Raw genomic sequence first — 21598 nt, forward strand, 5'->3', positions numbered from 1 at the left:
CTGTATTCAGGACGTGTCATTTAATCGTTTAGCATGCTTTCCCGCTTTATCGAAACCAACGGCCTGCGGCTGCACGTCATGGAAAAAGGACCCGCAGATGGCCCACTAGTTATTCTGCTACACGGTTTCCCGGAATTCTGGTACGGATGGCGGGCGCAGATCGACGCCCTCGCTGATGCTGGTTTTCGGGTGTGGGCACCCGACCAGCGCGGCTATAACCTGAGCGACAAACCCGTTGGCATCCATGCCTACACCATCGACAAGCTGACCGCCGATATAATCGGGCTGATCGACACGGCGGGGCAGGAGAAAGCCACGGTGATCGGCCACGACTGGGGAGCCGTGGTGGCCTGGTGGCTGGCGGCAACGTACCCACAACGCCTCGCCAGACTCGCTTGCCTGAACGTACCGCATTACGCCGTCATGCTCCGTTTTCTCCGCCGTAGTCCCCACCAACTGCTGCACAGTTGGTACGCGGGCTTTTTTCAGATTCCGTGGTTGCCCGAATGGCTCACCGAGCGGGGTAACTGGTGGCTGATGACCCGCGCCCTGCGGCGAACCAGCCGCCCAGGTACGTTCAACGAGGCTGATCTGAGGCGCTATCGGCAGGCCTGGTCACAGACCGGGCCAACCGGCGACACGGCCTTCCGCACGATGGTAAACTGGTACCGGGCCTTTGCACAGCAGCGTCCTCCCCTACCCGCCAACGAGCAGATTACCGTTCCTACACTCTTGATCTGGGGCGCTCAGGACGCGTTTCTCATCCGCGACATGGCTCAGCCCAGTATCAATTTGTGCGTTGATGGCCGGTTGGTTTTCATTGAAACGGCCACGCATTGGGTACAACATGAAGAAGCACACACCGTGAATCGATTGCTGCTTGAGTTTATGCGACACTAACCAACGTACCGATGGCTCAGCACTTTACCGCAGACACACCACCGGAAAGGCGAGTAGATACACTGTAAGGCTGAGTATTCCATCAACTGAGCAGCGCAAAAGCAACGAATGGCAGGTTCAGGTAGTCGGGGAGTTGCATGACACGCAGGCGGGTTATATGCTGCCAGACCATGATCGCATTACCCACCAGCAGTAGTTCAGGTACGTTCAGAGCGGCACCGACTGCATTGACAAAACCGCCCAGCAACAGACTCATGCCCAAATGACCCATGTAGTCGAGGCTATTGGCGAGGCGGGTTTGGGTAGAATGCCGGACAATGTACACCTGCGCAACCCCGATTTGCCCAACCAGCATAGCCAGTGCCAACGGATCGGGGTGAGCAACGGCCGCAAGGTGACTGACGAGTAGGGCTGTGTAAAGCAGTAGCAGGAAAACGAGTCGGTAGGCGGCGCTGAAATCGGGCGTCAGGTCCATAATGTGCCAGCGTTCGGCAGGTACGGGGAAGATGATGCGCCGATTATAGGAAATAAAGGCGTAGAAGCGACGAGCCAGGTCGAACAGTACCGTTTCGCGAACAAACCGGGCGAACCGGGGCCACGACTCACCCAGTATCGTCAGCACCGCATCGACGCCATACCGGGTTTCGCCCGTTTCCAGATCGAGCAATGGAATCTCGTGCCGCCGCCGTACCGAATCGAGTTGCTTGATCTGGGCTTCGCTGGTTACACTCGTACTCGGCTTCCGGGCGTTGGCCGGTAACGCACCAGCAACGACCAACCCCTTCGTATACGCCCTGCACAGGGGGCAATCGGCATCGTAAATCAGGACCTTATTCATGATAAAAATGATCAACTAATTTTATTTTCAGAAATAATTGAAACTTTTTCTTCGTAAAAAAGCCACCTGTTTGTGGCCTGTCTGCGCTTCATCGGGTTGACTTATTCAGGCGAATAGCTTTAGAAAATTGGTCATGAGCCAGGTTTCTTCGGCTTTTAATGCGGCGCCGGCCGTGGCGTCGGCAAAGCTGGCTACCCGGCTGATGTTACCGATCACTTTGGTGAATTCAGCCGCTTCGGGGGAATCTACATTGATTGATTTCAATTCATCGAGCACGTCAAGTACCGGGGCTATCTCGCGGCGACGGCGCTCTTTCACTACCTGCCTGGCTACCTTCCAGATGTCTTTTTCGGCATAAAAGAACTCACGTCGCTCACCGCTTTTCAGTTTCTTGAACACAAGCCCCCAGTCCATCAGGTCGCGGATATTCATGTTGGCGTTGCCGCGCGAGATTTGCAGTTCGGCCATGATCGTATCGGTATCCAGCGACTCGGGTGAGATCATCAACAAAGCGTGAATCTGGGCCATCGTCCGGTTGATCCCCCATTGCGTTGCCAGCGTTCCCCAGGTCTGAATGAATTTGTCTTTTGCCTCTGCGAATTCCATATGCCAAATGTATACATGGTTTTTGTATTTTCAATAAATATTGAAATTAAATTACCTGACAGCCGCCCTAGTCATCCGGCTACATAGTGTGCGTTGGGGATGGGTAACGTACCCAGTCAGTAGTAATGTCAGATAACACATAGTCGGCGGATAGCTCTTCCACTTCTTGTCAACATTTTGTGAACATTGTTCACCAGAAATGCTACCGCTTACCGTTAGCGTATAGTAGTTATTCCTAAATTTGGGCTGGTATGGGGAGTCTGACACGCCCTGAAACCTGCGACACACCACCCCCACAAATGGTAACCAAGTCTTTCGCCGAACTTACTACTCACCTCCGACAACGCCTTCGGGAACCATTGCCGGGCGAAGCTGCCCACCGCATCATGGCCTCGTCGGCACGGACCAGACTTGGTATCAAGCCCAATGAACGTACCCGGCGTAGTGCCGTACTCATTCTGTTCTATCCGTATCAGAACGAGATCTATCTGCCGCTGATCCTACGCCCGCAATACGACGGAGTGCATGCCGGTCAAATGGCTTTTCCGGGCGGGCGAGTTGAGCGAACCGATCGCGACCTGACGCAAACCGCCCTCCGCGAAGCGCAGGAAGAGATCGGCATCAAAGTGCAGGATGTAACGGTGCTTGGCCAACTGACCGAACTGTTTATTCCGCCGAGTAATTTCTACGTACAGCCCGTGGTGGGCATGCTCACCTATCGCCCCGATTTTTACCCGGACCCGCGCGAAGTAGACGCGGTGATCGAGGTTAACCTGACTACCCTACTCGACACCACCATCGTCGGCGACAGCCAGATCGAGGTACGCGGCGTAACCGTTGATGCGCCTTACTACGACATTCAGGGCCACCGCGTGTGGGGAGCCACCGCCATGATGATCGCCGAACTGCTGGCGGTGATGAAATAAAGTAGTTCAATGTGCCAGGTCCAACGGTCAAAGTCGCTTCGCTATTTCACCTTTTTGGGTTAAGCGAAGCGACTTTGACCGTTGGACCTGGCACATTGAACTACTTTATTTCATACAACCGCCGGATTACGTCCTGCTGGTTTTTGATGAAGATGCCTCGCTCCGGTGATTCAGCCAGGAGGGTGTTGGGCGGGTAATAGCTGTGTTGTGCGTAGCTGTCGGCATACAGTTCAAAGCGTTGCCGCGAGAGCAGGTTCGACGGTCCTGTCCGCTGGCGGTACTGGCGCAGGGCGCTCAGATCAATATCGGCGTTGGCGACCATACTTTCGCCGTAGCCCGCCTCGGCAAGTACTAACCCTTTGTAATCAACCACTTTAGACCCGGCATCGGTTGACCCGAACGGGATAGAGATGCCCGACATGCCCGCCGAATTGGCCGACACAACGTACCCCATATTTTCGATGGCGCGAGCCATCTTGCCCACGTTCTTCTGCGTCAGCATGGGGCTGCCAATCTCGGAGGTCGAATGCAGAAAGATCTCGGCCCCGCGCATGGCTAAACAGCGGGCCACTTCCGGGTACAGGATTTCGTCGGAGGCAATACAGGCCAGGTTACCAATGTTGGTCTTGGCCACCGGAAAAATTGCATCGTACCCGTAAGCCTCCAGGTAATAGGCCCAGACGTCGTGGGGCGTAGGGCTGTACATCGAATTCAGCCGACGGTAGCGAAGGATCACATCGCCGCTTGGGCTGAGGATAAAGCTGGTCTGGAAATATAGATCCGGGAAGAACGGGTCCTGCTCGTAGGCGTTGCCGGAAAAGTAGATTTTGTGTTTCTGTACCATCGCGCCCAGTGCTTCGTAAATACGTCCGTCGAGTTCGAGGGCGGCTTTATCGCGCCACTCAACCAGACTCTCGCCCATCGGAAAACCCGTCAGAAAATATTCGGGAACAACGACCAGCAGGGTGTCACGACCGGCAAAGTTGATCGATGCGTCAATCTGTTTGTCGATACGGTCGATGGAAGCCAGCATGATGGCTTCGGCTTCTTCGCGGGTGGTGGCACTATTTACGGTTTGGCAGGTAAGCTGTAAGGCGAGCGCTTTGTACATACGTGATTAGGATCAGGAGGCAGTAGTAGTTGGGGGGAATCTTCACGGGCCAAATTACAAAGATCATCCTTATTTCTGCGTTAACTTTCCGGCATGAACTTCATCAACGACCGCGACTTTGCCCGCCAGCTCGATCAGACCGATCCGCTCCGCTCCTACCGCGCCCAGTTTCATATTCCCCATCGGAACGGACAACCGCTGATCTACTTCTGCGGAAACTCGCTGGGCCTCCAGCCCAAAGCCGCCCGAACAGCCCTTGACCGTGAACTGGCCGTGTGGCAGAACCTGGCCGTAGAAGGCTGGTTCGAGCAGGACAACGCCTTACAGCATGAGCCCTGGCTGGCCATTCACGAGCGCAGCAAACCGGCGCTCGCGCACATTACAGGCAGCCGGGAAACGGAAGTATGCGCCATGAACAACCTCACGGTCAACATGCACCTGTTACTGACGTCGTTCTACCACCCCACCCAAAACCGAAGCAAGATCCTGACCATCAGCGGCGATTTCCCCTCCGATCAGTATGCGCTCGAAACGCATATTAGAAGCCGGGGGCTCGACCCTGCTCATGTGCTGGTTGAGGTAAGTCCGCGGGCGGGCGAAGAAACGTGGCAGATGGTTGACCTTCTGGCGGCGATCGAGCGGCATGGCGACGAACTGGCGCTGGTATTGCTGAGTGGCGTTCATTACTACACCGGCCAGTTGTTCGATATGGCCGCCATTGCCCGTCTGGCGCAGCAACACAACGTACCTGTGGGGTTCGATCTGGCGCATGCCGTAGGGAACGTGCCGCTGCACCTGCACGACTGGGGCGTTGATTTTGCCTTCTGGTGTTCCTATAAGTACCTCAACTCAGGACCGGGCGGCGTGGCGGGCCTTTTTGTTCATGAGAAGCACCACAGTCGCAACGACGTACCCAGACTGGCGGGCTGGTGGGGCTACGATCAGGCGAGGCGGTTCGAGATGACAAAAGGGTTTGTGCCCATGCCCGGGGCCGATGGCTGGCAGGTGAGCACGCCCACCGTGCTGGCAATGGCTGTACATAATGCTGCTGTGCAACTCACCGCCGGGGCCAGTATACCAACCCTTCGCCTGAAAAGCGAGCGACTAACGGCCTATCTGCATTTTCTGGTCAGTGATCTGGTCAACATCATCACGCCCGGCGACCCAGGCCAGCGGGGCTGTCAGTTGTCGCTTCTGATTCCTGCCAACGGTAAAACTGTTTTCACCCAACTGACCGAGGAAGGTATCATTGGCGATTGGCGGGAGCCCAACTGCATCCGGCTGGCTCCTGCCCCACTCTATAATACATTCGACGAGGTATGGCAGGTAGGCAACGCGCTACGCAGGCTCCTGACTATCGGCTGACGAGTGCGGAATACTGTCGTTGCCGAGGCGCTCTTTCGTGGCCAGAGCAACGGCGTAGAAGATGCGCCGGATCGCCTCTTCAATCTCGTCCCACCCTTCTTTACTATCTATATCGATTCCCATTGTCGTTCGTTTATCGTGGGCCATGAACGTGAGCATGGTCATGCCGCTGACGATAATGGCGGCAAACGAACGGCCGTAATTACTCTGAATGAGTTTACCCAGTTGCTCGATCATTATCCGCAGCCTTTCTTCTTTTTGCGAAGCAACGGGATAGGCCGTACCCGGCCGACCGCCCATCAGGTTATTACGCATCATCTCCTGCGCTTGCGGATTGGCTCGCAACAACCGGAACTCGGCGAGTATGTAGTCTCCACAAATGGTAAAAAATTCATCGATGGTGGCCCCTTCCAGTTGGGTCAGGTCAATGAGTGGCGCCGAAACAATGGGCTTGTATTTCTCGTAATAGGCTTTAATCAGCCCATCGAGATTGCCAAAGTAGCGATAGATCAGGATTTTGTTTACCCCGGCGCGCTGGGCCAGCCGGTTGATTCGCACGTTGTCGAATCCACCTTCTGTAATTAGTTCATTGACTGCATCAATGAGCCGTTGTTCAGTTTTCAGTCGGTCGCGCACCATATTGGTAAAGCCAATGGGTTACCGGGCTTTATGCAGGATAAACGCAGCATCGGCACCGCCTAAACATAACCAGAACGATGGTACATTCTATAAATTGGTTAGAAAACGGGCATTACGCAGCAAACCTTCCCTTTTGGTGCGTTTAATTGGCGATCGTTTAAACAGTTCCCTGAACACATCGTCGGTAATGTCTTCCCAATCGTTGTTGGTCATGCTGGCCAGTTCCGGGCTTAACCTGAATTCGGCGGTCTGGTGTGGTTTGGCAAACCGGTTCCACGGACAAACGTCCTGGCAGATGTCGCAGCCAAACAGCCAGTTCTCGAACTTACCCTTCACCTCCTGCGGAATGGCCTCTTTCAACTCGATGGTGAAATAAGAGATACAGCGGCTTCCGTCGACCACATACGGGGCAACGATGGCATCGGTAGGGCACGCGTCGATGCATCGGGTGCAGGTTCCGCAATGGTCGGTAGTCGGGCCGTCGGGTTCCAGAGCAAGGTCAAGGATCAACTCGCCGATGAAGAAGAAGCTGCCCATCTTCCGGTTGAGCAGATTGCTGTGTTTGCCTACCCAGCCCAATCCAGACTTGGCCGCCCAGGCTTTGTCCATGACCGGGGCCGAATCAACAAACGCCCGGCCACCAACCTCGCCAATCTCCGTGTGAATGAATGCAAGCAGTTCTTTCAGCTTGTCTTTCAACACAAAGTGATAATCGGTTCCGTAGGCGTATTTCGAAATTTTAAACGCTTCCTCGTCCTCTGGCAGTCGGCTCTCATGCTCATCGCCAGGGTAGTAATTCAACAGCACCGACACCACCGACTTGGCATCCTCGACCAGCAACCGGGGATCGAGCCGTTTGTCGAAATGGTTGGCCATGTAGCCCATCTGCCCATGCATGTTACGCGTCAGCCATGCCTCGAGCCGGGGTGCTTCGTCGGCCAGGAAATCGGCTTTTGCTATCCCACAAAAGTCAAACCCCAGTTCCAGGGCTTTTGCTTTGATCTTCTGCGCGTTGGTCATCATGTAGGTATAATGGTTTGCCGACCCGATAGGTTTCGGATGAGAATGGCTTTCGCAATTCCCTAAAACAATCCTCCTGTTTCACATAAACTTAACAGCTCATTTTAATTGGCTACTACCTGGCTTTCGTACCTGGTCCGTAGCTTTATCCCGTCAGAACCTCCATCTCAACCCACTATGACCATCACTTTTCGCCTGCGTTTCTTCGCCCTGCTTCTGGTTGTTTCTGTTTCGGTAACGGCCCAGTCGGTGCCAGGTACGTTGGCCGATTCGGTGCGCGTGACCAGCCAACCCACTGCCATTCAGTTGAAACGCGGCCTTGACTGGCAAACGATGCGGTTCGATTCGCTGTTTGGCTCGCCACAGAACCTCAACATCCTGCGGGTGCGTCCCCGGCGCTGGCGGCTGTCCTTTGCATCGGCTGGCGATAGCCTCTGGACCACCAGCCGACTTGGCCGACAGCATGGAGCCACGGCGGCGCTCAACGGTACGTTTTTTAGTTTTAAGGGCGGCTCAGTCGATCATATCAAGATCGATAAACGGGTGCTCGATACGACTCGCTACACGCCCGGCAAGGAACTGGAAGAGCATCGGCAGGCAGCCATTGTTATTGACCGCCGGGGAAAAGCCTCGATCGTATTTGGTGGTGCGGCCAACCCGCGTTGGGCCAGCGGACGCCCCGAACCAAACGTGATGGTAACCGGGCCGCTCCTTTTACAAGGGGGAAAACGCAGTCTGCTCAAAACCAACGCATTCAATGACAACCGGCATCCACGCACCTGCCTCTGTCTGACCAAAGACCGGCATGTGCTCCTGCTCACCGCCGATGGCCGGCATAAGAACGCGGCCGGTTTCAGCCTGCCCGAACTGGCGACGGTGTTAACCTGGCTCGGCTGCCGCGACGCCATCAACCTCGACGGCGGCGGCTCCACAACGCTCTGGCTAGCCGGGCAACCCGAAAATGGCGTCGTGAATTACCCGTCCGACAGTAAGCAGTGGATTCACACGGGTGAGCGGCCCGTAAGCAACGTATTGCTGGTACATCCCCGCTGATCATCATCGGCCCGGAACATACCGTACCTGACCCAGCCAGATACGTTACCAGTTAAACGCAGGCAGGTCGACGGCCCAGGCGATGAGTAAGGTGATAAGGAACAAAATACTGACGAGGATCAACAACCAGTCAGGTTTTTTAGGCGGTGCCTGATTGAGTTGACTTTCCGAACGGGCACGGTTCAGGGTAGGCCGGTCAAGTGAAGAAAAGTACGATGAGTATCGGGATGCAGCGTAAATCATGCTTGAAACGGCGTTAACAGGTTCAACGAATACTACGCCAAAGCTCGCGCACGCGGCTTAGTAACCGCTGATAAACTCCTTAGAATCTGCTTAGAATCGGGCAGACAGACCTAGTAACAATCCCTCCAAGTAAATTCTAGGCATACTCTAAGCACCCTCTTATGTTAGCCATCTAGCTTTAGATCATACCCACAGACCAATAGTTGGCCAATTGAACCGCCACTGATCATAACCCCCGCGTACGTATGTTGCTAGCTGGAATTATAGTGGTTCTGATTGGTCTGGTCGGGTTGTCGGCCTATTATACCAGCGCCCACTTTGGTTGCCGATCGTCGGGGGCAGACTTGCTGCCTCCCCGCTATACGCACGTGCCCGACAACAGCAAAACCAGCTCACATCGCCATTAGATAACTTCCTCCAGACTCGATTGCTGGCTTACTAACAGGGCCTTATTTAGCAAAGGTGCTTCTCATCGAATGCGGTAGTGAGTATCCATTAGCTATCTGATTTACCCGTTGAATAGGTAAAACGCTGTGGCTCTCACTGTTTGAAAAAAGAATCTATTATTTTCAGACGCTAATGCAGGATGAGTGACATCACTAGTTTGGAAAATCAAGATGGTAAAGGTTAATGTAGAGGTACCGGATGAGGTACATCTGTTCTTCAAACAACTCCAGCTCGATCTGGAGATGATGGGTAACAAGCACCAACTTAAGCAGCTTTATGCTGACGCGATTAGATTGGGAGCTGGCCTTCTCAAGCCACAACTCGAGAAACAGCCGAATCAATAGTTTTCTCGTTGAGCGGTGCAGTTAGGCCATCTCTCCAAGATATGGCCTAACTGCACCGCTCAACGAGAAAATACCCTACATCTCTGTCAGTACATCGCTCATCTGCTGGAGGAGCGCCTCAACATCGTGCTGTCGGGCCAGCCGGTAGCGGGCAAACGACGTACCTGGCCCTACTTTTAGTGTGTAGGCCCAGTTGGGCAACAGCCTGACCATATCTTCGCCGGTAGTATCGTCGCCAATGCTGACGATAAAATCATACGTTTTCTGCTCCACAATAGTCAGCGCCACCGTGCCTTTGCTGTGCTGGGTGGGCTTCACCTCCACTACTTTGTTTCCCTGAATAACGGCCAGCGGCACGGCCGAGGCAATTCCACGCAGCCCATTAGCCAGTTCAACGGCATGGGCTTCTACATCGTCGACCCCGGCCATGCGATAATGCCAGGCAATAGCCGTCTTTTCTTCCTCCACGAATGACCCCGCAAACTGCCCGACCAACTGACGCATAACGGCTCGGACCGGCTCATGCCAGTTATCGGTCGACAGGTCGAGCCGTTCCCGGTGTTGCGCTGGTTTTTTCAAAAAAGCGCCGTGTTCAGCAACCAGATAAACTGGAATATCGGTCAGGGTCTTCTCCAGAAAAGAACGATCCCGCCCGCTACTAACAACCAGATCAGCGGTTTCGGCCAGAAAGCGGGCATTAGCCTGTTGATAATGACTGAAATTGGCCTCGTCGAACGAGCCGTAGGACGGGAAATAATGGAACAGCGGCCAGAGCAGGTTATTACTGAACCCTTCGTAAAACCCTTTGTGAACGGCCTCGTCCATGAATACCGGATGGGCCACAAATGTCTCGTTCTCAAACGCCGACCGGTCTACCTGCTGAAGACTGGCGGTGGCGTGCCCCACCCAGTGAATCTTGGCGGCATCGCCTGGTTGTTGCCCCATCCGCTCGGCCATCGACAACACGGCAGTGTGTTCAGCAAAAGAGGCGCAACTGACTTAGAGGCGGCTTAAGCAAATCTTAGAATCTCCTTGGAATGCGGATTATGAACCCGGATGCATACTTCTTCAAGCAATCTGTGGCGTTTGTAGTTGCTCTAAGCAATTCCTAAGCGTATTGTAAGCAAATTTTTACTTCACCGCCGCATGTTGCTCATTCATCACTTTTGCCCCATTAAACCGGTTGTTTGGCAACTGAAAGCAAGGCAGCTATAGCAAACCAGAGTAACCATGACTCAACGTAAAGAAGACGTGCAGGATAACCTGTACTGGTATAAAGATGCCATCATTTATGAACTACACATCAAGGCGTTCCGCGACGGCAACGGCGATGGAATCGGTGATTTTCAGGGGCTGCTCGAAAAGCTGGACTACTTGCAGGAACTGGGCGTAACCGCTATCTGGCTGCTCCCCTTCTACCCCTCCCCCCTGCGCGACGATGGCTACGATATTGCTGATTACTACTCGATTAACCCGTCGTATGGTACCATCAGCGAGTTTAAAACACTGCTTCAGGAAGCCCATCAGCGCAACCTGAACGTGATTACCGAACTGGTCATCAACCACACCTCCGATCAGCATCCCTGGTTTCAGCGAGCCAGGAAAGCACCCAAAGGATCACCCGAACGCGATTACTACGTCTGGACCGACAACCCCGACCAGTACCGGGACGTGCGGATCATTTTTCAGGATTTCGAAACCTCCAACTGGACCTGGGACCACGAAGCGCAGCAGTACTACTGGCACCGGTTCTTCCACCACCAGCCCGACCTGAACTATGACAGCCCGCTGGTGCAGGCCGAAATTTTCAGGATGATCGACTACTGGTGCGAACTGGGGGTCGACGGGTTCCGGCTGGATGCGGTGCCGTATCTGTTCGAGCGAGAAGGCACCAACGGCGAGAACCTGCCCGAAACGCACGCGTTCCTGAAACAGCTTCGCAAACACATCGACGATCATTTCCCGGGCGTAGTCTTTCTGGCCGAAGCCAACATGTGGCCCGAAGATTCGGCCTCGTATTTCGGCGACGGCGATGAGTGCCACATGAATTACCATTTCCCCATCATGCCCCGCATGTTCATGGCGTTGCAGATGGAAGACCGCTACCCGATCACCGATATCTTCGACCAGACACCGGCCATTCCCGACAATTGCCAGTGGGCTATCTTCCTGCGAAACCACGACGAACTGACCCTCGAAATGGTGACCGACGAAGAGCGGGACTACATGTACAAAACCTACGCGCAGGACCCCAGGGCCAAGATAAACCTCGGCATCCGGCACCGGCTGGCTCCGCTGATGGGCAACAACCGCCGGAAAATCGACCTGCTCAACAGCCTGCTCTTTTCGTTACCCGGAACACCCGTGATCTACTACGGCGACGAGATTGGCATGGGCGACAACGTATACCTGGGCGACCGCGACGGCGTGCGTACGCCCATGCAATGGTCGCCCGACCGGAACGCGGGTTTCTCGGCCACCAACCCGCAAAAACTGTACCTGCCCACCATCCTCGACCCCGAATACCATTACGAATCCGTGAATGTAGAGACGCAGCGGCGCAACACCTCGTCGCTGTTCTGGTTCATGAAACGGATGATCTACCTCCGCAAAAAACACAAGGCATTCGGGCGGGGCGACATGACGTTTTTGCCCGTTGAAAACCCCAAAGTGCTGGCCTTTACCCGCACCTTCGAGGATGAAACTATCTTGATCATCAACAATTTATCGAAATACGCGCAACCAGCCGAGATCGACCTGAGCAGCTACGGCGGGTACGTACCTGTGGAGGTGTTCAGTAAGAATTCATTTCCGGCCGTTCCGCAGCAGGGCACGTATTTTTTCACGCTGGCTGCTCATGATTTTCAGTGGTTTGTGCTGGAGAAAGCCGCTACCGAAGCGGTCGATCTGGCCCAGCTACCCGCGCTTCGCATCAACGACTGGACCAAACTGATGCAGGCCCGCACCCGCGAACGGCTGGAGACGGAAATCCTGCCAACGTACCTGCGCAAGACCGACTGGTTTGCCAGCCGGAAGCAGGCCATCTACGGCGTAACGATCACCAGCCAGGCGGTGCTGCCACTGGCCGAAGGGCCGGCTTATATCGTGTTGATCGAAGTGGCGTACGAACGCGGCCTACCCGACACGTATCAGTTGACGCTGGCCTTCGCCGACGATCAGGAATCGGCCAAACTCACGCAGAACTGCCCGCAATCGGTGCTGGCCACGGTGCAGATCGGCGATCAGTCGGGTGTTCTCTGCGATGGGCTGTATCTCGCTGAGGTGCAGTTGACCCTGCTGCAACACCTGGCGGGCAACAACACGGATTCGCTCGCCAATCTGGTGTTTCAGACCACGCCGACGGTTAGCGACTATGTTCGGGATTCCGGGAACATTAAACCCAAGCTCAGCACAGCCAATGCTGGCTATGCGTCAATAAGCTACGACAACCGGTTTCAGCTAAAACTGTACCGGAAGGTCGACTTATCGACCAACCCCGATCTGGAACTGACTCGTTTTTTGAGCGAGAAAGCAGGCTTTGCCAACGTACCTGCGTTTGCCGGTTCGCTGGAACTGGCGGCGGGAGGAAGCCCCGTTATGCTGGGTATGTTGCAGCAGATGGACGAGTTTCACGGCGACGGTAAGAGCTACGTGCTTGAGCGGATCGGCAACTTCATCGAGCGAATTCTGGCGCGTGACAAAGAGCAGTTGGGCCTGGCCGAAGCGGCTCCCCGCGGTTCACTCAGCCAGCCGATCGGGTTCAGCGACTTGCCTTCCGAGATGCAGGAACTGCTGGGTCAACGTGCGGCCGAACAGGCTCAACTGCTGGGCGTTCGCATTGGGCAAATGCACCTGGCACTGTCGACCAACAAGGGCCAGAAAGAGTTTGCGCCCGAGCCGTTTTCACTCCATTACCAGCGGTCGTTATTCTCCGGGCTACAGTCGCTGGTGCGGGAGAATTACCAGGTTCAGAAACGAACCGGGCAACAACTTCCCGACGAGGCAAAACAGGCACTGGCGCAGCTACCGCCTAAAGATGACCTGCTGAAGACGCTGAAACGAATCTATCGCAAGAAGCTGGACACGACCAAGATCCGGATTCACGGTAACCTGCGGCTCGATAAGATCCTGCTCACCGGCCGTGACGTCACCATTCAGGATTTTGGCGGCGACCCCAACCGGAGCTACAGCGAGCGGCGGCTGAAGCGGTCACCCCTGCGCGACGTGGCCGACCTGCTTCACTCCTTGTACTATGCGGCCTACGAAGGATTCCGGCAAGACGACCAGGTGACGCCGGAAGAAGCACCGAGGCTACTCCCCTACGCCGCACTATGGGCGCACTACATGAGCGGTTTCTTCATGAAAGCGTACCTGGAAACGGTGCAGGGCAGTTCTTTCATCCCAACGCAGCCCGACGATCTTCAGATGATGCTGGAGACGTACCTGCTCGAAAACGCCGTTGCCGGGTTGACCAACGAACTGACCAACCGCCCTGACTGGGTACGTCTCCCCGCCCAAATCATTCAGTCGATCCTAACAAATGAGGTGGTCGACGGTGTTATGGCTGAATCGGAGGCAGCCCACGCTGCGGCATCGCATCAAAACCACTCCGGTTCCGACAGCTAATGCATTATTACTCGTTCAAACACCTGCTCGCAGGTACGTTCTTTCTGTTCAGCCTGACGCCAAACCGGGGCCAGGCTGTTCTTGAGAAAAAAGCAACCGCCCAGGCGACACTCGTCAGCCCCGACGAGCAGCTTGGCGTGTTGTTCAGAGACGTTCAGTTGAAATCGGTCTTCCCCGACTCGAAAACGTTTGCCGACTGCACCCCGAAATTTCCGGTGGCTACCATCCTGGCCAACTACGGCAAGGCCAGCCAGCAACGCGGTTTTGATCTGAAAGCGTTTGTCCTCCAACATTTTACGTTGCCCATCAAACCGGCATCAGGCTACACCAGCAAAGCGAGTCAATCGGCGCAACAACACATCAACGACCTGTGGCCGGTGCTGACCCGGCCAGCTACGCCAGGCCTGAAAGCAGGCACACAGGCCGGTTCGCTGATTCCGTTACCGAAGCCTTACGTGGTGCCGGGCGGGCGTTTTGGCGAGATCTACTACTGGGATAGCTACTTCACGATGCAGGGTCTGCGCGCCGCCGGGCGAACCGAGCAGATCCAGAACATGATCGACAATTTCGCGTACCTGATCCAGACATTCGGGTTCATTCCCAACGGCAACCGCACGTACTTTCTGGGTCGGTCGCAACCGCCGTTCTTTTCGCTCATGGTGAACCTGCTGAGCGACATCCAGGGGAAACAAACGGTGGTCAAGTACTTGCCTCAGCTTCAGAAAGAATATGATTTCTGGATGAATGGACAGGCGCAGACAACGGCGCAGCGACCAGCTTACCGACGGGTAGTCCGGCTGGCCGAGGGCGTTTACCTGAACCGGTATTACGATGATAAGCCGACGCCCCGCCCCGAATCGTATCGGGAAGATGTGAATCTGGCCCAAACGGCCAGTGACAAGCCGACGCTCTACCGACACCTCCGCGCCGCGGCCGAGTCGGGCTGGGATTTTAGCAGCCGCTGGTTTGCCGACGGAAAAAGCCTGCGTACGATCCACACCACCGATTTTGTCCCGGTCGATCTGAATGCGTTGCTTCTCAACCTCGAACGTACCCTAGCCGACGGCTACGCGCTACAGGGCAACCAGGCGAAGGCGGCTGTGTTTCGGCAACGTACCCAGAAACGGCGCGATGCCCTGCTGCGTTACTGCTGGAATGCTAGCAGTCAGTTTTTCTTCGATTATGACTTTGTAGCGCGGAAGCAGGCCCCCGTTTATTCACTGGCGGCCGTGTATCCGCTGTTTGTCAACATAGCCACACCTCAGCAGGCGGCGGCCGTGGCCCGCAAGCTGGAGCAATCCTTTTTGAAACCCGGTGGCCTCACCACTACCCTCGTTCGCACCGGCGAGCAGTGGGATTCGCCCAATGGCTGGGCACCCCTGCAATGGCTGGCCATTCAGGGACTGCGCAACTACAAACAGACCGCACTGGCCGACAGGATCAAGGCCAACTGGGTGAAGGAGAACCTGCGGGTGTATACAGCGTCGGGGAAAATGGTGGAGAAATACGATGTGGTCAGCACCGCCGCGGCCAAAGGGGGCGAGTACCCCAATCAGGACGGCTTCGGCTGGACAAACGGCGTGCTGTTACGCCTGCTGACCGAATAGACTACGGTACAGCTTTGAAAATGCATTACCCAAAAAGCTGGTCGTAATGTGGGGAAGGAAGTAAAATCCCGCCACTTTCAGTGTAAAAAGAGGCATCGGTGGGGTACACGCCTTTCTGCGTTTTGGTCCAACTGGCGCCCGCTTTGGGATGATAGGTCATGAGCTTCTCCCAGTTTTTAAAGTACTGATGGCCATTCGTTTCCTGCAAGCCAGTCGTAACGCCCGGAAATGGCGGTAGCCGGGCAGCTACATTCTTATTCCAGTCGACCAAAATCGGGTTAACGGTCAGGTCGGCGCAGAAGCAGGGGACGCCTTTTTCGTAAGCCAACTGCGTGATTTTCATGGTCATGCTCAGCGTCTTGGCAATGGCTTTCACGGCAATGGCTGAGTACCCCTGCTCAATCCGGATGGCGGCGTCTTTGTCGGTATGGGCGCTTTCGTCGGCGGCAATGCGAACGCCAAGTTGACCGACAAACTCTTCGTTCCGTTCATCAAACGGTTCTTCGATCACCGCAATCTGGTCAAAAGCTCCGATTTTTTTAGCGTGATCAAGAAACCGGAGCAGAGTATCTTTTTTCTCGTAGCGGCCATTGGCGTCGAAGTAATACGGAATCTTGCCGCTTTTGGTGTACGGCGTCTCGTACCGACCAATGGCTTTATGTACCGCCGTCAGAAACGCGATATCTTTCTCCAGCATCTCGGCCTGCGTACCCGACGAACCGGTTTTCAGCTTCATAATGAAATATCCTTCATCGGCGGCGGCTTTGATCTTGTCAGCGGTTGTGCCCACGCTGAACGAGGGAATACTGGCTACTTTATCGTGCCGATACGACAGGCCGGGCCTGTACTTTGCCGGAATCATGTCGTCAAAACAGGTCAGCTTGTTTTCCTGTGCAAACAGCAGCCAGGCCGCATTGTCGACGCTGACCAGCGCATTCAGGGCGAACGTCTTTCGCAGGTCGGGGTTGCCCGTGATTTTTTTGGCGTAGGCGTAGACTTCCGGCAGCAGATCATCCAGTAGCGAGACCGGATCGGTGAAAGAATTACCTTTCATGAGGTGCAACGCCCGATCGGTGATGGCGTACATCAGCGCGTTGCCAACCCGCTCGGAATGCGCCGCAAACACGGTGGCATCCGACCAAAGCACACCCTGCGTACACAACCCGACTTTCCGAACCCCCGATTCACTTTCGAGCATCGAAGCCGTCTGCCAGCTTTCGGTAATGGCGCTGCCTTTGAATCGATACGGATTAAGCGGTTCACGTTCGAAATTCGATTCCACGTTCTTCACCCGGATCGAGGCCAGCGAGCTGGTTGTAGGTACGTTGCTGCGCGTCGACGGCGAGAAACCAGTGAGGCCAGCCGCCATCAGGGCACTTGCCGACTGAATAAATTCCCGCCGGTCGAGCGAGGTAGTTGCAGCTTTAGGAGTCATTGCTGAATGCGGTAGAGGTGGTTGCAGGGATTGGCGAACGCACAAAGCCATACTCAAGCGTTCTGCCAGATTCCAAGAATTGTGTCGGCGTCCCGTTTTATGATTGGCACGAGCTTATTCATCTTCTGAGAAATCGACAGCTTTTTATCAGTGTCGGTCAGGGTTGGGTATTCGATATGAACCGTAAACGGTGCCTGTATTTTTTCGGCCTGCACCATCTTGAAGAACGCGCCAAAATCAACACCACCTTCGCCAATAGGCACCGGATTCACCCGCAGTTTTCGGTTCGCTATCTCCCACTGATAGTCTTTCAGCGCCAGTGATCCAATTCGGTCTTTAACGAGTTGCAGCGCAATTGGCCAGGAGAAAACGCCCTCCACCTGCGCATGGGCGATATCATATTGAAAGCTGACGGCCCGTTGATCTACCCGGCCAAGCAACTGCCAGATATCCAGCACCGGTGCCCCAAGGTAGGCGCCGTGGTGATTCTGGTAACCGGCCTGTATACCATGCCGTTGGTTTAGGTCGGCTAGCCGTTGCAGGTTGGTGGCGCACTCCTGAAAATAAGTTTTCATATCGCGCTTAGGGTCGTACCGAAAATACCCCATCCGGTAGTGCGTAAGGCCCAACTGAGCAGCCGTTTTCAGTACGCGCTCAGTTAGAGGATCACTGGCAGACACGATCGACGTTACCATCATGGGCGTCTTTAACCCCTTTTTATGCGCCATTTCCACAAGCTTAGGCAGATCACGCTCCACGTTTTCAGGCAGGACGTAGCCACCTTCCCGCACGGTGATGTCGATCCCCTGACAACCAGTTGCCAGCACAATATCGGTAAACGCGTCGTACTCGAGCCACTCCATCCCTTTCGAGAAAAGATTGAGTTTGATTGCCTCTTTCCGGGGAGAATAACCTTCTCTTACCGAACCGCGCACAGTCGCGAAAGGTAAGGCAGCCCCAGCCGCCATGAGTGTATGTGTAAATCGTCTCCGGCTCAATGTCATAGTAGAGTGGCTTTATACCACTGAGCAAGAACGGAGGTACGTTCATCTACTTTCCAAGGTCTATGAACCCGTACGGCGCTAAAAACTAAAAGAGTACGAGGTGAAGTAGTAATCGTCGGCTTCACCAGGTAGATCCAGTTCCATCTATGTACCTGACATGACAACGCCCGGTCCTGTTTCATCAGTGACCGGGCGTTGTCATGTCAGGTACGTTCGTCTTACGCGTTGGCTACCTGTGGATCGTCGCCCAGCTTTTCTTCGGGCTTCTCGTTCCGTTTTTTCAGTTCATCAAGACCTTTTTTGCCATACGCCAGTTTGGTGATACCCACGTAGAGAACGGGCACGACGAAGATAGCCAGCGAGGTAGCGGCGAGCATCCCACCGAGCACCGTGCGGCCGATGGTGGCGCGGGCTACCCCGCCTGCTCCTGTCGCCAGCGCCAGCGGGAATACCCCCAGAATAAACGCCAGCGACGTCATCAGGATGGGCCGCAACCGCAGCCGAACCGCTTCGATGGTCGATTCGAGCAGATCTTCGCCCTTATCTACGCGCTCTTTAGCAAACTCCACGATTAGAATGGCGTTTTTAGCGGCCAGACCAATCAGCGTAATCAGCCCGATCTGAGCGTAGACGTTGTTGGTCAAATACGGGAAGAGGGTCAACGCAAGAATGGCCCCCAGCGCACCGATTGGTACAGAGAGCAGTACCGAGAATGGCACCGACCAGCTTTCGTACAACGCCGCCAGAAATAGGAACACGAACCCAACCGACAGCATGAAAATGTAGATCGAGCTGCTCCCCGCGTTGATCTCTTCGCGGCTCAGCCCCCCAAAATCGTACGAATAACCGGTTGGCAATACCTTAGCCGCCACTTCGCGCAGGGCGTCGTTGGCCTGACTGCTGCTGAAACCCGGTTTAGCTGCCCCGTTCAACTCCACAGACCGGAACAGGTTGAAGTGCGAAATCAGCGGGGCGTTTTCGATGATGCTCGTTTTGATGAGTGCGCTAATGGGCACCAGTTGGTTATTCTGGTTGCGCACGTAATACTGCCCCAGGTTCTTCACGTCGGTCCGGTACATGGTGTCGGCCTGCGCCACCACCCGGAATTTCCGGCCGTAGATAATGAAGTCGTTGACGTACTGGCTACCCAGAAATGTCTGCATGGTAGTATAGACCGAACTAACCGAAACGCCCAGCTTCTTACACTTATCCCGGTCGACATCGACCCGGTAAGCAGGCGACTTAGCGGTAAAGTAGGTAAAGGCACGGCCAATTTCGGGGCGTTTGTTGGCCTCGGCCAGGAAGTTCTGCACCACATTGTCGAAGGCGCGCACGTCGTCGTTGCTCTCGCGCTGCTGAATCTCGAATGTAAAGCCAGACGACTGCCCGAGACCTGGAATGGCGGGCGGTTGCAGCACTTGCGGTCGAGCATCGTTCAGCACCGACAAAGCCTGTTGCAGCTTCACCACCAGCGAATCGGCTTGCATATTTCGTTCCTTTCGCTCGTCCCAGGGCTTCAACTGCATGAACACGGTACCACTGTTCGATTTTGAGGCAAATGTAACCGCGTTCAACCCGCCCAACGCGGCGAAGTGGTTCACGTAAGGCTGCTTCTTCAGAATGTCCATAATCTGGTTGAGCACTTGCAGACTTCGCGTTGTCGAGGCCGCTTCCGGTATTTCGTAGGTAACAATCAGTCGACCTTCATCTTCCGTTGGAATAAACCCGGTTGGCTTGGCGCGGAAAAGCAGCCCCGTTCCAATATAAACCACGATCAACGCTACAATCACCAGCGGAGTGGCTTTGATCAGGCGATTTACACTGTTGGAATAGGCGTTGGTCACCTTCTCGAACCACTGATTGAACTTGTAGAAAAACTTGTTCAGGCCGGTTGCCTTCTCGTCGATATGCATCGGTTTCAGCAGCAGCGTACACAGCGCAGGCGTCAGCGACAGGGCCACGAATGCCGAGATCAGCACGGAAACGGCAATGGTGATGGCAAACTGCTGATACAACCGCCCTACGATGCCGGGGATGAACCCCACCGGCACGAACACCGCCGCCAGAATAAGCGCAATGGCAATAACCGGGGCCGAAATTTCGCGCATCGCCTCGATGGTAGCGTCTTTCGGTGACATACCCTTGTCGATATTCACCTGCACAGCTTCCACTACTACAATGGCATCATCAACCACAATACCGATAGCCAGTACAAAGGCGAACAGCGTTAGCGTATTAATCGTAAACCCGAGCGGAACAAACAGTGCGAACGTACCCACGATGGATACCGGAATGGCTAACAGGGTAATGAGCGTGGCCCGCCAGCTTTGCAGGAACAGGAACACGACCAGAATAACCAGCACCAACGCCTCGAGCAGCGTTTCAACCACTTCGGAAATAGATACCTGAATCACCGACACCGACTCGAACGGCACTACATACTCGATGTCTTTCGGGAACGTCTCCTTTAGTTTATCCATCGCGGCGTATACTCCCTTGGCCGTAGCCAGCGCGTTACTACCGGGAAGTTGATACACCAGCAGATACGAGGCCCGCTTGCCATCGACAAACGAGTTACTGGCATAAGAGAACTTACCCAGTTGAACACGAGCTACATCTTCCAGCCGCACTAGTGATCCTGTGGCGGGATCGCTGCGAACGATGATCTGCCGAAATTCTTCTTCCTTACTTAAACGACTGTTAGTGAAAACCGAGTACTCGAACGCCTGTGAGCCGGGTTGCGGTGGCGCCCCAACCGAACCACCCGCCACTTGCAGGTTTTGCTCCTGCAAGGCCGCCACCACCTGATCGGGCGTCATGCCCAGTTGGGCCAGCCGATCGGGCTTGAGCCAGATACGCATCGAAAAATCATCGGCCCGACTGAAGATGTCACCCACACCCGGTACCCGCAGCAGCGCATCACGGATGTAGATGTTCGTGTAGTTGTCGAGGAACGAAACGTTGTGCGTGCCCTTGGGCGAGTAAATAGCCACCAGCATAAACAGCGATGGGTTCCGCTTCCGAACCACCACCCCAAGCCGGGTTACCTCCTGTGGCAACTGTGGCTGGGCAATACCCACCCGGTTTTGCACGTCGAGCGCGGCAATGTTCACGTCGGTGCCCACTTTGAAGGTCACGTTCATGCTCATTCGTCCATCGTTGGTGGCGTTGGTCTGCACGTAATCCATGCCGGGCGTACCGTTCACCTGCGTCTCGATTGGTGTGGCAACGGTCTGCTCCACAGTCTGGGCATCGGCACCGGTATACGTACCTGTCACCTGCACCACCGGCGGCGTGATGTCTGGATATTGACTGACCGGCAAACTAAGCAACGCCAGCACACCCAGCGCCACAATAACGATGGATGCCACAATGGCCGTTACCGGCCGATTTATGAATATTTCTGAGAACATAATTTTTATAACTACCTCTGA

General features: G+C 55.0%; 17 protein-coding genes. 7 read left to right on the forward strand and 10 right to left on the reverse strand.

Annotated elements, in window-relative coordinates:
- The first annotated feature begins 33 nt into the window (after nucleotides 1–33).
- The gene (locus tag ACFE8Q_RS08345; RefSeq protein ID WP_375444911.1) at nucleotides 34–900 is read left to right on the forward strand and encodes an alpha/beta fold hydrolase; all 867 of its coding nucleotides are present in this window, start codon (nucleotides 34–36) and stop codon (nucleotides 898–900) included.
- An 82-nt stretch (nucleotides 901–982) separates the two neighbouring features.
- Here ACFE8Q_RS08345 and ACFE8Q_RS08350 read toward each other — a convergent pair whose 3' ends face one another.
- Nucleotides 983–1738, reverse strand: a complete 756-nt coding sequence (locus ACFE8Q_RS08350) for a hypothetical protein (protein WP_375444912.1) — start codon at nucleotides 1736–1738, stop codon at nucleotides 983–985.
- A gap of 105 nt (nucleotides 1739–1843) precedes the next feature.
- On the reverse strand, nucleotides 1844–2344 hold the full coding sequence (locus ACFE8Q_RS08355; protein WP_375444913.1) for a GbsR/MarR family transcriptional regulator: 501 nt from the start codon (nucleotides 2342–2344) through the stop codon (nucleotides 1844–1846).
- 299 nt (nucleotides 2345–2643) lie between these two features.
- On the opposite strand from ACFE8Q_RS08355, the gene ACFE8Q_RS08360 reads away from it, so the two are divergent.
- Nucleotides 2644–3270, forward strand: coding sequence for an NUDIX hydrolase (locus tag ACFE8Q_RS08360; protein ID WP_375444914.1), 627 nt, complete (start codon nucleotides 2644–2646; stop codon nucleotides 3268–3270).
- 100 nt (nucleotides 3271–3370) lie between these two features.
- Here the strand turns inward: ACFE8Q_RS08360 and ACFE8Q_RS08365 are convergent, their stop codons facing one another.
- Nucleotides 3371–4381 (reverse strand): nitrilase-related carbon-nitrogen hydrolase, encoded by a 1011-nt coding sequence (locus ACFE8Q_RS08365; RefSeq protein WP_375444915.1) that lies wholly within the window; start codon nucleotides 4379–4381, stop codon nucleotides 3371–3373.
- 93 nt (nucleotides 4382–4474) lie between these two features.
- On the opposite strand from ACFE8Q_RS08365, the gene kynU reads away from it, so the two are divergent.
- Complete coding sequence (gene kynU / locus ACFE8Q_RS08370; protein WP_375444916.1) at nucleotides 4475–5746, forward strand: kynureninase; 1272 nt, start codon at nucleotides 4475–4477, stop codon at nucleotides 5744–5746.
- Here kynU and ACFE8Q_RS08375 read toward each other — a convergent pair.
- Together ACFE8Q_RS08375 and queG are read right to left on the reverse strand one after the other, a co-directional pair.
- Nucleotides 5720–6385, reverse strand: a complete 666-nt coding sequence (locus tag ACFE8Q_RS08375) for a TetR/AcrR family transcriptional regulator (protein ID WP_375444917.1) — start codon at nucleotides 6383–6385, stop codon at nucleotides 5720–5722. The two genes, kynU and ACFE8Q_RS08375, sit on opposite strands and share 27 nt — an antisense overlap.
- Before the next feature lie 87 nt (nucleotides 6386–6472).
- A complete protein-coding gene (gene queG, locus ACFE8Q_RS08380; protein ID WP_375444918.1) occupies nucleotides 6473–7408 on the reverse strand; it encodes a tRNA epoxyqueuosine(34) reductase QueG in 936 nt (311 codons plus the stop codon).
- Nucleotides 7409–7582: 174 nt separating this feature from the next.
- Here queG and ACFE8Q_RS08385 point away from each other — a divergent pair, with 174 nt between their 5' ends.
- Nucleotides 7583–8458 (forward strand): phosphodiester glycosidase family protein, encoded by an 876-nt coding sequence (locus ACFE8Q_RS08385; protein ID WP_375444919.1) that lies wholly within the window; start codon nucleotides 7583–7585, stop codon nucleotides 8456–8458.
- A gap of 45 nt (nucleotides 8459–8503) precedes the next feature.
- Here the strand turns inward: ACFE8Q_RS08385 and ACFE8Q_RS08390 are convergent, their stop codons facing one another.
- Nucleotides 8504–8701, reverse strand: coding sequence for a hypothetical protein (locus tag ACFE8Q_RS08390; RefSeq protein ID WP_375444920.1), 198 nt, complete (start codon nucleotides 8699–8701; stop codon nucleotides 8504–8506).
- Between the two features lie 245 nt (nucleotides 8702–8946).
- On the opposite strand from ACFE8Q_RS08390, the gene ACFE8Q_RS08395 reads away from it, so the two are divergent.
- Complete coding sequence (locus tag ACFE8Q_RS08395; protein ID WP_375444921.1) at nucleotides 8947–9108, forward strand: hypothetical protein; 162 nt, start codon at nucleotides 8947–8949, stop codon at nucleotides 9106–9108.
- A 459-nt stretch (nucleotides 9109–9567) separates the two neighbouring features.
- On the opposite strand, the gene otsB is transcribed toward ACFE8Q_RS08395, so the two are convergent.
- Nucleotides 9568–10449, reverse strand: a complete 882-nt coding sequence (otsB, locus tag ACFE8Q_RS08400; RefSeq protein ID WP_375444922.1) for a trehalose-phosphatase — start codon at nucleotides 10447–10449, stop codon at nucleotides 9568–9570.
- Between the two features lie 273 nt (nucleotides 10450–10722).
- On the opposite strand from otsB, the gene treS reads away from it, so the two are divergent.
- Both treS and treF read left to right on the forward strand, forming a co-directional pair.
- Nucleotides 10723–14118, forward strand: a complete 3396-nt coding sequence (treS, locus tag ACFE8Q_RS08405) for a maltose alpha-D-glucosyltransferase (RefSeq protein ID WP_375444923.1) — start codon at nucleotides 10723–10725, stop codon at nucleotides 14116–14118.
- The gene (treF, locus tag ACFE8Q_RS08410; RefSeq protein WP_375444924.1) at nucleotides 14118–15725 is read left to right on the forward strand and encodes an alpha,alpha-trehalase TreF; all 1608 of its coding nucleotides are present in this window, start codon (nucleotides 14118–14120) and stop codon (nucleotides 15723–15725) included. The genes treS and treF overlap by 1 nt, the downstream gene beginning before the upstream one ends.
- A gap of 25 nt (nucleotides 15726–15750) precedes the next feature.
- On the opposite strand, the gene ACFE8Q_RS08415 is transcribed toward treF, so the two are convergent.
- The 3 genes from ACFE8Q_RS08415 to ACFE8Q_RS08425 all read right to left on the reverse strand — a co-directional run bounded on the left by ACFE8Q_RS08415 (nucleotide 15751) and on the right by ACFE8Q_RS08425 (nucleotide 21577).
- Entirely contained in the window at nucleotides 15751–17160 is a 1410-nt protein-coding gene (locus ACFE8Q_RS08415) for an enolase C-terminal domain-like protein (protein WP_375444925.1), read from the reverse strand.
- 53 nt (nucleotides 17161–17213) lie between these two features.
- Nucleotides 17214–18095: a sugar phosphate isomerase/epimerase family protein gene (locus ACFE8Q_RS08420; RefSeq protein WP_375444926.1), complete on the reverse strand. Its 882-nt coding sequence runs from the start codon at nucleotides 18093–18095 to the stop codon at nucleotides 17214–17216.
- Nucleotides 18096–18382: 287 nt separating this feature from the next.
- Entirely contained in the window at nucleotides 18383–21577 is a 3195-nt protein-coding gene (locus ACFE8Q_RS08425; protein WP_375444927.1) for an efflux RND transporter permease subunit, read from the reverse strand.
- Nucleotides 21578–21598 lie beyond the last annotated feature (21 nt).

Source organism: uncultured Fibrella sp. (assembly GCF_964250085.1).
Lineage (GTDB): Bacteria > Bacteroidota > Bacteroidia > Cytophagales > Spirosomataceae > Fibrella.